The organism is Sphingobacterium multivorum, assembly GCF_900457465.1.
GTDB lineage: Bacteria > Bacteroidota > Bacteroidia > Sphingobacteriales > Sphingobacteriaceae > Sphingobacterium > Sphingobacterium multivorum.
This window is the reverse complement of the sequence record NZ_UAUU01000011.1, coordinates 1113596-1128221: the sequence shown is the minus strand read 5'-3', so window position 1 is coordinate 1128221 and position 14626 is coordinate 1113596. Positions and strand designations below refer to the sequence as shown.

Annotated in this window: 9 protein-coding genes and 1 pseudogene; 1 reads left to right on the top strand and 9 read right to left on the bottom strand. The window is 40.9% G+C overall.

The features are described from left to right. Positions 1 to 42 precede the first annotated feature (42 nt). From DTA23_RS22065 to DTA23_RS22040, 7 genes are all read right to left on the bottom strand, one after another. Positions 43 to 882 (bottom strand): glycine betaine ABC transporter substrate-binding protein, encoded by an 840-nt coding sequence (locus DTA23_RS22065; RefSeq protein ID WP_112376057.1) that lies wholly within the window; start codon positions 880 to 882, stop codon positions 43 to 45. 1 nt (position 883) lies between these two features. Next, on the bottom strand, positions 884 to 1588 hold the full coding sequence (locus DTA23_RS22060; RefSeq protein ID WP_256604607.1) for an ABC transporter permease: 705 nt from the start codon (positions 1586 to 1588) through the stop codon (positions 884 to 886). Continuing rightward, complete coding sequence (locus DTA23_RS29655; protein ID WP_256604606.1) at positions 1534 to 1710, bottom strand: hypothetical protein; 177 nt, start codon at positions 1708 to 1710, stop codon at positions 1534 to 1536. The genes DTA23_RS22060 and DTA23_RS29655 overlap by 55 nt, the downstream gene beginning before the upstream one ends. 2 nt (positions 1711 to 1712) lie before the next feature. Then, on the bottom strand, positions 1713 to 2954 hold the full coding sequence (locus tag DTA23_RS22055) for a quaternary amine ABC transporter ATP-binding protein (protein ID WP_046675375.1): 1242 nt from the start codon (positions 2952 to 2954) through the stop codon (positions 1713 to 1715). A gap of 482 nt (positions 2955 to 3436) precedes the next feature. Continuing rightward, positions 3437 to 5179 (bottom strand): RagB/SusD family nutrient uptake outer membrane protein, encoded by a 1743-nt coding sequence (locus tag DTA23_RS22050; RefSeq protein WP_070567962.1) that lies wholly within the window; start codon positions 5177 to 5179, stop codon positions 3437 to 3439. 4 nt (positions 5180 to 5183) lie between these two features. Beyond that, positions 5184 to 8450, bottom strand: coding sequence for a SusC/RagA family TonB-linked outer membrane protein (locus DTA23_RS22045; protein WP_112376056.1), 3267 nt, complete (start codon positions 8448 to 8450; stop codon positions 5184 to 5186). A gap of 662 nt (positions 8451 to 9112) precedes the next feature. Then, positions 9113 to 10012: an SPL family radical SAM protein gene (locus DTA23_RS22040; protein ID WP_112376055.1), complete on the bottom strand. Its 900-nt coding sequence runs from the start codon at positions 10010 to 10012 to the stop codon at positions 9113 to 9115. Positions 10013 to 10312: 300 nt separating this feature from the next. Between DTA23_RS22040 and DTA23_RS22035 the strand changes: the two genes are divergently transcribed. After that, positions 10313 to 11179 carry a cold-shock protein gene (locus tag DTA23_RS22035; protein ID WP_112376054.1) on the top strand — a complete coding sequence of 289 codons (867 nt, stop codon included), beginning with the start codon at positions 10313 to 10315 and terminating at the stop codon, positions 11177 to 11179. A 115-nt stretch (positions 11180 to 11294) separates the two neighbouring features. On the opposite strand, the pseudogene DTA23_RS22030 reads toward DTA23_RS22035, so the two are convergent. Both DTA23_RS22030 and DTA23_RS22025 read right to left on the bottom strand, forming a co-directional pair. After that, a pseudogene (locus tag DTA23_RS22030) lies at positions 11295 to 12980 on the bottom strand (alpha-L-fucosidase). Between the two features lie 87 nt (positions 12981 to 13067). After that, positions 13068 to 14351 (bottom strand): Gfo/Idh/MocA family protein, encoded by a 1284-nt coding sequence (locus tag DTA23_RS22025; RefSeq protein ID WP_112376053.1) that lies wholly within the window; start codon positions 14349 to 14351, stop codon positions 13068 to 13070. Between the last annotated feature and the right edge of the window lie 275 nt (positions 14352 to 14626).

Sequence of the window (14626 nt, the reverse complement as noted above, 5' to 3'; positions counted from 1 at the left end):
CGGGTAGCGTACTGGGGGAGCATAACTATTTATCACCTCAGTTTACAATAACCAGCCCTTTACGAGATCGTTATGTTTCTTGACCCATTCTTTTGCCGTAAATGCTTTGTCCTGGCTTCCCTGCATTTTTGACAACAAATCAGCCATTGTTGATTCATCGAAGTAGACTTTGGAGAAAAATCGGGCTAGCTCAGGCTGCTCAATGTTAAAGTTTCCCCGTGCAAAAATTTTAATTTGCTCGGCATCACCCAATGTCTTTTTGGGGTCATCCAAAAACTTCAATTTCATTTTAGCAAACATCCAATGTGGTTGCCAGCCAGCTACCACAATCCATCGTTTTGCTTTAATCGCGTTTTGCAATTCCGTAATCATGGCAACCGTAGATGAATTCACATGTTTATAATCGAGTTCATATTCTTTGATCACTTGATCTACAGCACGTGTTATTCCAGCACCCTTTTCTATACCGATAATCCTTTTATCAAATTCTCGTTCATGTTTTCTCAACTCTTCAATCCGATCAATTGTTACATAATCTGGCACAACAAGTCCATTCCGCGCATGGCTATAACTCGTTCCGAGCTCTTCAATATTTGGAAATTTAGCCACTTTAGTTCCATGAGTCAATGGCAGCCAGACATCCATATATAGATCTGTGTCGCCATTGTTCATAGAGGCTAAGATCATATCGGGCGTAGCTCGTTGGATAACGACATGATATCCCTTTTCTTCCATAATAACTTTTGCGACCTCTGTCATTGCGACCCCTTCGGCCCAGCCATCGACCATACCGATATGAATAATATTTTTATTCCGACCTGTGCTGCATGACGCAAGCAACAACACCATCAGACACAATACCATACTTTTTATTTTCCTCATACTATGCTTTCTTTTTTACAAAGCCCTGCGTGATTCGATCCAAAATAATAGCGAGAATCACAACGGACAAACCACTTTCAAAACCAAGACCAATATCCAAGTTATTAATACCCTCAAGCACTTTTTCTCCCAAGCCACCAGCAGCAATCATTCCGGCAATAACAACCATAGATAAAGACAGTAATATGGTCTGATTGATCCCTGCTAAGATTGTTTTTGTAGCCAAGGGCAGTTCTACTTTAAATAAGATCTGACTATTGGTCGCGCCAAATGAACGTGCAGCTTCAACGATATCTTTTGGAACCGCATCAATCCCTAAAGTCGTCAAACGGACGGCAGGTGGCATAGCGAAAATAATGGTAGCAAAAGCTCCCGGGACTTTACCGATACTAAAAAATAACACCGCTGGAATCAAGTAAACAAAGGCAGGCATCGTCTGCATTAAATCAAGTAAGGGCCGAATGATTTTCGCTGTTAGTTTATTCTTCGCGGCCCACACACCCAAAGGAACTGATATAACCAAGGCTGTCAAGGTAGCGACCAATACCAGCGCCAAAGTCTCCATCGTTGCAATCCAAAATCCCATCAGATAGATCAATGTTAATCCCAACAATGTCGTCAGTGCGACCCCTTTCCCAGATTTCCACCAGGCTAATGCTGTAAATAATGCGATGATAATAAAAAAGGTATCGTTGTTAACACCCATTCCAGTCCAATAATGGATGCATTCACTGTATTTTTTATCAGGTTAAAAAATGGCTCTAAATGATCTGTCAGCCAATTGACGGCTACAGCGATGTATTGTCCTATATCGATTACTTTATTCATTTCTACTGATTATTTGCTTTCTCTTTTAATTCAATAATTTCTTCTTCATTATACTTTGTCGCTTCGATAATCAACGATGTCTGTGTTACGATCCCCAACAAACGATTATGTTCATTCACCACAGCGATTGGCGACCGGATCTCCGATATCAGGGGCAACATTTCTTCAACGGTCACCTCTTTTGATACGGTTGGAACGTTGGCATGTATAATGGATTCTACGGTGGGTTCCCTACGCTTTGCCGATTGAATGACTTCACTCATATGAACAAAACCAAGGAAAGTATCATGCGCATCGACTACGGGGAGAATTTCAATTCCTGTCGCCCGCATTTTCCGCAGCGCCCCCTCAGGGCCATCTTTTTTGAAACGTACAACAGTAGGTTTCTCAAACATCAGTGAACCTGCCGAAATGATCGACTTGCGATCCACTTTTTCAACAAAGGCTTTAACATACTCACTTGCTGGATTTGTCAAGATATCTTCCGCAGTACCGATCTGTTCGATGACACCATCTTTCATAATAGCAATACGATCGCCCAATTTGATCGCTTCATCGAGATCATGGGTAATAAATACGATTGTTTTTTGTAGATTATCCTGCAACTCCAGTAACTGATCTTGCATTTCTGTTTTAATCAGGGGATCCAGAGCTGAAAATGCCTCATCCATCAGTAGTACTTCAGGATCATTTGCAAGTGCCCGAGCCAGTCCAACCCGCTGTTGCATACCACCCGATAACTGAGAAGGTAGCTGTTGTTCAAATCCACTGAGCCCGACGACATCAAGCGCTTGCTGCGCTTTAGATTCCCGTTTGTCCCGTTCTTCCCCTCGTAGTTCTAAACCGAAAGCAGCATTGCTCAACACGGTATGATGTGGCAACAGACCAAACTTTTGAAAGACCATACTCATTTCTGTTCGACGGACTTCAAGAAGATCTTTATTATTTTTCCCTGTTATATCCTCACCATTGATATAAACCTTTCCTGATGTCGGTTCGTTCAATCGATTCAGACAACGGAGCAGGGTAGATTTCCCACTTCCCGAAAGCCCCATTATAACGAAAAATTCCCCCTCGAAGATTTCAAAATTAGCTTTGTTAATCCCAATAGTACAGCCCGTTTTCGCTAAAATATCCTTCTTCGAGAAACCCTCGTTCAGTAAGTGCAGAGCTTGTTTCTTTTGCTTTCCGAAAACAAGTACCAAGTCTTCAACTTTTACTTTTACCTTGCTTGTTTTATCCATTCTTTAATTTTTTTAAACATAAATAAACCAAAAGGGCATAAGTGATCCACTAAGGCCATACGCCTACGCTATTTTCTTACAAATAAAAAATATCCCTACAGTTGAGTCCGTTTGATCGAAATCTTACTCGTACAGTTCAATCAACTTATTAACTAACATACTTTACTCTCGGTTCGGTAAGAGCAATGATGAAAAAGAAACTAATCTTTTAAAGACGAAATGCTCCATTTATAAAGCATCTCCAAAATATACTTCAACAAGTATAACGAACAACCTAGGCTGTGCCAAAGGCACAAAGCCATAGCGGAATAAACTCACGCCATTCTGTCTTTTGACGATACAAAGGTACGAAAAATAAATTAAACGCATTTTTCACAACATATATAGTTAAAATACAGCTAGTTAAAAAAAACATATCGTAATATTAAAAATACGATCAGCGGGAGAAGCACTCGACCACTGATCGCATTTTTTAAGGTGTATTATTCTCCCCAGTTTGGATTTTGGGTAAGGTTAGGATTTAATTGTCGTTCTTGGACAGGAATTGGATATAAATAGTCTTTCTTTTCATCGAAAACTTTTTTGATATGCGCATTAATAATCACATTTCCTTTATTCCCATTTTCCAATAAGATTTCCGAGCCCAATTTCAATAGCTGAATTCCCGAGGCACTCGGCTTGTCACCTTCATAAATCCAAACGTCATCTTTACCATCATTATCTAAATCAAACTTGCCTGTACCCGGAAAATACATCCCTTTAAATTGTCTCGTGACCAACTGGCCGCTTTTCCATCTTAAGATATCATCCCAACGGAAAGATTCCATCACCAATTCAATACGGCGTTCTCTTCTTATTTCCAATAGTACCCCCTTCATATCACCAACTACATTCGGATAGTCTTTCGCTAAAAATGCATCTGGATTTGATTTAGCCGCCTGCAGATTTAGATTTGGCATGCCTACACGATCGCGCAACAACTTAATTGATTTGTCCAAATCGGCCTGGCTCAATGTGCCTAACTCTGCTTTCGCTTCAGCATAATTTAATAAAACCTCGGCATACCTAAAAATCGGCATATCATTTTCAGAACGATTGAAGTTATCATACTTTACATCTCCCACAAATTTGATCAATTGATATCCCGTCACTGAATTCCCAAAGTTCGGAGCAACAGCAGCGGCACCTCCAATACGCTTATAGCCCGGCGTACGAATCGTCTGGCTTAGACGTGGATCGCGATTTAGGACCTCCTCCTTAAACGTCATTGTTTGGTAATTTGATTTATCGGTAAATCTCGTTCCATCTTTCATCAGGTAAGAATCCACCAAATTTTTATCCAATCCGGGTTTTCCGTAGGAAGCTGTAATCGTATAATAATTTACATTGTGCCAGATTTGCAAAGCATCCGAGAATTTCCGCGCTAAAATAACCTCTTGTGGCAAACTATTAACACTATAAAACAATGCACCATAAGAGTCTGTTCCCGCGGCATTGTATACGCTGTATTGCGCTCCCTCCATAAGCTTGCTGGCTGCATCGGCCGCCTTCTCCAACAGGCCGTTTGCATCGGGTAAATTAAATTCTGTATGATATTTACGAAATGTTCCTTCAAAAAGTGCGACCCGGGACTTTAAGGCCAATGCAGTCCATTTGGTCACTTTTTCATCACTTTTGGTAGCCGGTAGATTGGCAATCGCATAGTCCAGATCAGCGAGAATGTTTGATACAACCAAAGTTCTCGGATCCCTCGCCTTCTTAAGTTGTTCTTCGTCATTTTGATCAATGACCTTGTCATACCAGGGCACATCTCCAAAACGTTTCAGTTTATCGAAATAAAAATATGCCCTAAAAAAGCGCGCCTCGGCAGCATAGGGCGCAGCAGTCGTTTCTGAAACTGTATTAAAGCAATTCGCCAAAAAGTAATTGATATTACGAAGATTTGCCCAAGTCCATCCACCGCCACTTATCGGAACCTGTCTTTTTCCGGTCAATTCATCATCCAATGTTGTCTTAACGATATTATCGACCGATTCGTTATAAACTCCTTCGGCCGAAGGTAGTGCGGCATCGTAAAATGACTTTGTAAATAACGCCAAATCCTTTTCTGTTTTAAAGGAAGCCTCAGGAGTAACTGACGATTCAGGCAAACGTTCCAAATAATCTTTGCTACAAGCCATCATGCCACAGCTCAACAATGCATATATATATACTATCTTTTTCATACTATTAAAATGTTAAATCTAGACCAAATGAAAATGTTTTAGAGATTGGATATGATCTTCCGTTGACCTCTTGAGCCGACTGTTCGGGATCAATATATTTGGAACGGAGCTTAGTCGCAGTCCAAATATTTTCACCAGACACATAAATCCGCGCATTGGCCAATTTCACGCGCTTTAGCCAGGCCTGAGGAACCGTATAGCCTACGGTTAGATTTTTTAGTCGTATATAGGCCAAATCCTGTAAGTAACGATCCGATTTGACGTTCAAAGATCCACGATCATTCAAGGCAATATAGCCTCTTAACAATGGATAATAGGCATCTGTATTTTCAGGCGTCCAAATATCCTGTTCAAAATCCTTCGGCACAAACGAATAGTACGGTCTTGAGTATGGTCCCCAAAACTTATCTGCATTTGCTCCAGGCCACCAATGTTGTCGACCTATCCCCTGAAAGAAGGCCGAAATATCGAATCCTTGCCAATTTGCCCCCAAATTAAAACCAAATGTATAACGGGCTCTGTTGTTCCCAATGATCACTTGATCCCCAGGGTTCATCAATGTATTGTCTCCAGCATCAACCTTTCCATCCGGAACGCCATCCTTTCCACCAATATCAACAAATTTCAAATCTCCAGGATGAAGCTTGGACCAGTCTCCCGGTGCTGCCAATCGTTGTTTATCCACATAATCCTGGTTAACTTTCCAATTGTCGATTTCCGCCTGAGACTGAAAAAAACCATCAGCCTTATACCCCCAAATTTCGCCCAAAGTCTGGCCGACATAATAGTTACTTAGCAGCATTTCCTTATTGTCAAAACGTGTGATCTTCGCTTTAGAATCCGACAATCCCAACCCAATATTATAGCCAAAAGATTTTCCATCCAAGTCAAATTGATCACGCCAAGCCACAGAAACCTCCCAGCCTTTATTTCTTAGGTCTCCAGCGTTTGTCCGAGGCGACGCCGAACCAAAAACCGCTGGCAATGTTTTGCCCGGGATCAACATATCGAGCGTATTTCGAATAAAATAGTCAGCAGATACACTCAGTCGAGTTCTAAAAAATTCGAGATCTGTTCCGAAATTTAATGTATTCGTTCTCTCCCAGGTTAAATCAGCCGAAATTGGAGTTGGTGCACTCAGATATTGTGTTTTTGTACCATTGGTTATGTAATTGGACAATCCTGCATTCAACAATTGGATGTAACCATACTCAGCAGCTTCCTGTGCGTTACCCAACGCCCCATAGGAGACTCTAAATTTAGCTTCATTCAAAACAGGCTTCAGATTAGCCATAAACGACTCTTCCGAAATCCGCCATCCGCCCGAGAAAGAGGGAAAAAAACCATATCGCTGACTGGATGGAAATTTAGACGTTCCATCGTAGCGACCATTCACCTCCAACAGGTACTTCCCTTTATAATTGTAATTCAACCTTCCAAAATAGCCTCGTAATGCCCAGGTATTTGCATTCCCGAGTAACTGCATTTGACCAGTCCCCAGCGCAAAATCATTCAAATCCTCCGACAGCAAATTAGTATGCGTACCGCCGATTCGTTTGTATCCTGTGGTTTCCTGGTTAAAGCCTACCGTGGCGGCAAACTGATGATCTCCAAATTGCTTGCTATAATTGGCGAATAGGTTGAGTGAATGTTTTGGCCTATTGATGATCGTTTCGGTATATGTATCATTTCCCAAGTAATTGATCACACCAGGAAAAACAGACCAAGGAGCGGCCGTTCTTCTATTCCAGTTATGGATCGGATTATAAGTAAAGGTATAATTACCCGTTAAGGTCAAGTTTGGCGCCAACTGAAATACAGTCTCAAACATATTGATAAACTCATATTTATCCTCGCCACCTTTTGACTTTCCATGCAACAAATCTGCATATATACCATCGCCAATATTATAATTGTTCAGTTCCGTCCTATAGGTTGCGGTACCATCGGGATTCATGGGCACATAAGATGGTAAAGCGTGTACCGTTGTTGAAATAAAATTATTGTTATTATCTGGACTTGTCGCCCATCCTGGATAGGTGTAGTTTTGGTAATTCAGCTGGGTATTTGCACTTACCTTCAACCAAGGGGTCACCTGCGCATTTATGCGCGATCGAACATTATAAGCATCGAATTTATCTTGGTTAATTTTCATTAGCCCCCCTTTTTCATAAAGTCGCCCCGACACATAGTAATCAATTTTTTCACTACCGCCAGAGAAATTTAACGAATGTTCCATTGAGGTCTGTGTTTTTCGATACATCTCATTCCACCAATCTGTATTGCCATAATATACATATTGATCTTTTCCATTTCTATTCTGAACCACTACGGAAGGCAGACTAGGATCTGTTTTTCGTTTCAATAGTTCAGCATAGTCATCTTCTGTATATCCCGTATAACTATTACCGGTGGCACGAATAAAAGCTTCATCATTTAGTTTAGCAGCATCATAACCGCTCGTCATAAAATCTGTCCGCACCGTCAGTCCAGACCAACCAAAATTATTACTATAATTAATGTTCATTTTTCCGGCCTTTCCTTTTTTAGTTGTTACGAGCATAACACCAAATGCCCCACGAGCGCCATAAATCGCTGCCGCAGAAGCGTCTTTTAAAACCGATATCGATTCAATATCACGCGGATTGATTGTATTGATATTACCCGGAACCCCATCAATGAGAATAAGGGGTTGTGCATTAGCTGAGTTTATCGAAGCAAAACCCCGGATATTAACATTTCCTTCCCCTCCTGGCCTACCATTGGTAAATGTAATATTCAAATTTGGTATTGCTCCCTGCAAAGCTTGAGTTGCATTGGCAACTGGGCGATTTTCAAGTATCTTCGCATCAATCTGTGTAACAGCACCTGTTAAGTTTACCTTTTTTTGCTTACCATACCCGACAACAATTACTTCATCAAGGGATTGATCTGTCGAAACTAACTGAATGGTTAAAGGTATTGCCTCTACTTTTACGTGCTGTGTTTCAAAACCGATCATCGACAAGCGCAATGTATGCCCAGTTTTCCCTTCGATGACAAAAGCACCTTGTTGGTCAGTTTGCGTAGTTTTGCCAGTAGTTGAATTAAAAATTGACACACCCGAGATAGGTTCACCGGTTGCTGTTTTTACAATGCCTCGAATAGGCCCCTGAAATTTGGCGGAAATTTCAACATCCGGAATAGATGTCAGAAAGACAGGTTTGCTCTTGGCCCACGCGCCGAGAGACATCCCGATCATTACAGGAAGTAATACGTGTTTCGTTTTCATGAATTTGGTTTTGTTTTTCTTCGGTTACAAAGAAAGGTTATTTAATATTTGTAAATTATTAACAAAGCATTACTAAACAATTAAACGACAATTGGTTAAATCAATATTAAGATAATACAATTTTAACACGAAACAGAATGTCTTTTTTAATTTTTTAATAAAACAAAGAACCAATCAGTTTGACATAATGAATCAAAACACTATCAATCAACATGTTAAATAATATTAAACAAATAATATTCACAAAAACCTTATACGAAATAAAATGTAACATATTTGAAACAATACAATACAAAAAACAACAAAGCGAGGGATCACTTATTTCACAAAACACTTAAACAATTAGGTTAATTATTTTCTTCGTTTTAACGTAAAACTTCGTCATAAAAAATCCTTTATCCAATACATCTGTTTTCTATCGGTTTTAGTCAGGGCGAAAACATACAATTAAAAGCTAAAATTCAAACAGTTAGCATACCTAAAAACCTGTATTTACTACGGAATAAGATTGCTTATTAAAAAGATTAGAATCAAGACCGTCACATTCAACTTAAATGGCCTATCAATAAGGAAAAAATGCAAATGGCTCAACTTAACACACATCACAGAGAAGGAGAAAAAGCTACTTTGGTATTGATCAACCGCCAAAAATACCCAGGAATTTATAAGGGATCATTATTCGTCTGCCGGTCCCTAAGTCCATATTGCAGACATAGTCCCTTAACCTTTTCCGCAAATGCCTGTCGATAATAGCTAGGAAGTTTGCCGTCCGCACCAAACAATCGTTGATATTTTTCCACGAGTTGTGGATAGTGTTTTTCAACCGCACGCATAACCAACGTCCGATTGTCACCAGGATCAGAACCATACAAGGCCAAGGTTGCTGGAAAAATATAATTTGCATCAATGGATCGAAAAGTCCCAAACATCTGATCAAGATGAGTTCCGGTATCCGAAATAAAGGGCAACAAAGGCATTAAACTTACGCCACTACACAATCCCATCTTACGTGCTTCACTCAATGTATCCAAACGAAGCTCAGGCGATGGTGCACCTGGTTCAAATATGCTGGCAATTTCCATATCGATGGTTGAAAAGGAAAAAGTAATAAAAGCGCGATGTGTCAATTTACCCTGCAGATCCAATGGAAGTATCGCTTCAGCATCGATCTGCTTCAACAAATCAAAATCCCGACTTACTAGATCCGATTTGGTGATAATATGCACTGGAAAACGATAATGTAGTATAATTTCCAATAATTGCCGCGTCAGTAGCTCGGTTTGCTCAAATTGCAAATAAGGATCCGTTGCAGACGACAATACAATTATTCCATATTGTTTTTTACGGGCACGAAGCGCTAGGGCTCGGTCCAACAAATCCACCGCATTGCGCTTTACACTTAGCTTTTCGGCCATATTAATACCATATTTACTACCTCTGATATAACAATATAAACAATTGAACGAGCATCCGCTATAAGAGTTAACGGTGTAATCGTCAAGAAACCAAGGATCTCTTTGTTTTGTTTTATTGAGAATAGATTTGACAATTACAGACTGCATAGGATACGTTATATTATTGAACGATTTTATAGAACAGATTTCAACAGACTAAGTTAGCTCAAAATTACGCCTAGGCGACAAAAAATGCTATGAAATTATTCTCTCAATCGATTTTTCAAAACGCCCTTTGACTCCTGTCCAATTCCGTCCCACTAATTTGATTGTCGCTTTCTATTGAAATTACGAACATTTTGGCTGTTTAGAAAGCGTTCTTAACCATGTAGACTAAGAATCCATCGGATCCGTTAAAAGTCTTTCACGGCAAATAATTACAAATATTTCATTTTCAATGCATAATAAATGCATTTATTCATTACCTTTATGCTATTGAAACAAAACTCAACTCCAGCCATGTTTATCGGCGCTGTCAAATGGTTCGACAATAACAAAGGATTTGGTACTCTTGCGTTACCTTCCGGAGAAGAACTCTTTGTGCATATACGCAGGTTTAAAGTTCCTCCAGAACATGTTATTCAACCTGGAGAAGTTATTGTCGGAGACAAGAAACCTGACCCAAAAAGAAGCGGTTATCTCGCTCATAACTGCAGGATTCTCAAAAGGCCCGAAGACTGGAAATTCGTCATCTCGCTCCTCGACAAAGAACACACCGTGCTCCTCCCCGATAGCCACGGTCGAGAACAAAAGCACAACTTAACCTCATTAACAGCAAGACAACTTCTAAGAATCCAGCCCAAAGAACATATATTGGCTATGCTTACCGCTAATTTTGATGTTCATTTCGATAGCTCGATTTTCATTCCTTATGCTGAATTGATAGACAAAAGCATTACCGGTGTTTTTGAGAAGGAGGCAGCTTGCGATCTACTTTCCAAGGTGTTCGAATACTTTGGAAAACATGTCTCGCATCAAATTCTATTTCGTGTCTGGAAGGAAAGCATGTTTAGGTATATCGGCTATCCGGCAGAAGGCGACTACGAAATACCTGAACTTGTATTTAATCTGAATGCCACGGAAATCGATTGTGATGATCTTGCGAGAATCATCACGTATAGCTTTGGCAAATCTTTTTGCAGTGATTTTGTAAATGCTTTATTTGAAGACATAGAAACAATGGACAAAAAAGATATCGAACCTTTGTTACCGTATCTTGAGTTTTTGGAGAATGAGGATTCTATTGAGAAAATACAGACTCTTATGCAAGACTAGCTGAATCGAATGCCTGCCTAAAAATCCCTGTTTGATTTTTTTGGGAATATCATCAATTAAGGCAGAAAGCACAGAAATTGATGATTGAAAAACCTGTAGAATAGACAGCAACAGCCTATTCTACAGGTTTAAATCGAAGTGCACTGAGACTGACCTTGTCACCATCACCTTCAAGAAATGAAACAGTAACGCTGTATCTTCCTGCGGCTTTAAATTTCATCCATCCCCATGGGTACCAATTATACACTGAAGCAGCGGCTTGTTGATTCTGCACGATCTCTCCAGCCGAGTTTTCGATCTTCCACACCACTCTCCCCTGCCCTGTATAATTTAGATCAACTTGATAATAGCCTGGCTTAACAATGTCTATAGCATACGTTAGTTTACTTTGATCATTCCATTGCCCTACTTGAACGACATGTTTCCATTCACCGAATTTCTCCATCCAGGATTTCCCGGTTTTATGGCATCCTTCAACTTCGGCAAAGTCTACAGGAAGAATTGTCTCCATCGCCGGATCGACACCCAACATTTTATCAATAAGAGGTGTCCCCTGCATAACGACCTCAATCACAGAAACCAGTGGATCTGGAGCTACCGATGGGATATTGATCTCCAACCATTTTCCATCGGTCGTATAATTTAACTTTTTCTTCCCATCTGCGTTTAAAAGATTGATCGACGTTATCCCCTTTGTTAGGCCCGGAACAAACAACTTTCCATTAGTTGGCCAGTGATAGACCAATAATGAAATTTTACGTCCTTGTACAGTAGCATCCCCCCAAGGCAAAGCGTGCCCCCAAGGTGAAGCTTGCGCACCATAAACGGCCGCTGGATACTTTCGGATCCACGCACCAGCACCACGCAAAGCTAAGCTCGCTGGCTCAGGAATAGTCCCATCTGGTTTAGGCCCAACATTTAACATGTAAGTCCCGCCCCGGCTAATAGTCGACAATGTACGAGACAAGATTTCACGGGCACTCTTCCAATTATTGTCGTACCAAGCATACCCCCAAGAGTCATTGGTTACATCGACTGCCTCCCAAAGACCTGGAACATTCTGCCGTGGTACTTCCATATCCCCCAAAGTAGAATAATCACCAAGTCCGTGTCCAACACGTCCCGACACGTAAGCCCCAGGTTGATTTTTATGAACCAATTCGACAAGTTTTTGGGCGTATTTCTTATCCATCCCACCAGGCGTATCGAACCAGACCAATTCTATCGGCCCATACTGCGTCGTAATCTGGTTCACCTCAGGATAGCATTTCTCCCAAAAATAATCGTCAAATGTTTTCGAATGACCGGCTGCGTCCACCTTGGGACCTCCATTTCCGCCGGGATAAGTCCAATCCTGATTTTGCGAATAATAGAAGCCAAAACCGATCCCCGCTTCCTTACAGGCTTTCGCGAGCTCAATCATCGGATCACGTTTAAAATCGGTCGCCTCAACAATATTAAACGAATTCACTTTCTAATGAAACATCGAAAATCCATCGTGATGTTTGCTCGTAATCACGATATAGCGCATCCCCGCATCTTTTGCAAGCTGTACGATCGCCTTAGCGTCAAAATGATCTGGATGAAATGACGCCGCCGCGGCCATGTAGTCAGCGACGGGGATATTGGCCATGCTCTTGTTCATGAGCCATTCCCATATGCCATAAAACGTTTTCCCCTTCCAGGTATTTGCCAGCTGCGAATAGATTCCCCAATGGATAAACATCGCATATTTGCCGTCACGGAACAGTTTCCCTCTATTTTGGGAAATGGAATTTTTTCCTCCTTGACCATCCCACATTTTTTCCATCTGTTGCGCCGAAACTTGCTTTGCAGACAATGTCGCCAGAGCGAGACCCAATACGATACCTTTCATACCCATATTTCCTTACACTTTAGGCAGATTATAGCCATTATGATAAACTTTCACTAAGTACCCGTCCGCATCTTTATCATTGAAACTGCGCTTTTGTTTGTCCCAAAACAATTTCTTTTTAGAACGGTATGCAATATTTCCCATCTGTGAGAATATCGCAATATGAGCCCCCGCTTCTATCGGAGCATGAAGACCTTCTACTGATTTCTTTCTAACAGCTTCAACGAAATTAACCATATGCTTGTCCAGTCCATTGTCCTGCGAACGTTGGAAAGAGACAGCGTCCATTCGTCCTTTCTCGGGAATAACTTCCCAGCCTTCACGATTAACGACCAAGGTACCATTATTACCAATGAAAGCAACGCCGTGAGTCTTCTGATAAGGGCCCAAATCTATACCTGTCGCCTGTTCCCATTGAACATTAAATCCATCAAACTCATACACCGTTGTTAGACTATCTGGTGTTTCAGCGGCGTCGTCGGGATAAGCAAATTTACCACCAGCAGCCATTACCAAAACAGGATCTGACACTTTCATTCCGATCAGCGCATAATCCAACATATGTACACCCCAATCGGTCATTAGGCCACCCGCATAATCCCAATACCACCTGAAATTGAAGTGAAAACGATTGGGATTAAATGCACGTTTTGGGGCTGGCCCCAACCATTTATCATAATGTACTCCAGTAGGAACATTAGCGTCTGCCTGAACCGGAATACTCTTCATCCAACCTTGATAAGCCCAAGCCTTAACAAGGCGTATCTTCCCCAATTTTCCGCTATGAACAAAATCCATCGCATCTCTAAAATGTTGTTGGCTTCGTTGCCACTGCCCTACCTGTACAACACGTTTATACTTTTTAGCAGCTGCAACCATAATTTCACATTCCCGAATGGAGTTGCCAATTGGTTTTTCGACATATACATCTTTTCCTGCCGCAACAGCATCAACCATTTGCATGCAATGCCAATGATCGGGCGTAGCGACAATAACAACATCAACGTCATTTGCTTTCAGAAGATCTTTATAATCGATGTAAGTCTTCACATCAATATTGCGTTTCTTTAGTTCCTCAGCGCGATTCTTCAAAACATTTTCATCGACATCACATAATGCCGTACACTGCACGCCTGGTACTTTCAAGATAGCCTTCAGATTAGACCAACCCATACCGTTGGTACCGATCAGCCCCACACGGACCGTATCAGCTTGAAAACCGAATACTTTCGTCTGTGCAAAAAGTGCCGATGCAGCCAACAGACTCGTATTTCGAATAAATTCTTTCCTCTTCATTGTTTAGTTTGGTTTATATTGATATTGCATATTCAATACTAGGAAGACGATTATCTTGGGCATCCCCCTAGTGAGATCACTAATATAAGATTTAGTCTTTAGGATGAAGAATATTAATCCAACAAAATGGCTGAAATAAAGGACTTTGAATACCGTAGATAATTTCTATATTTGTTAAAAACTAGCATAAAACCATGGACTGAAGAACTTGTCTTTCTCCACCAGCAAAATAACATAGCGCAATGTCAAACGAATAATGACATCTGATCAGGAGC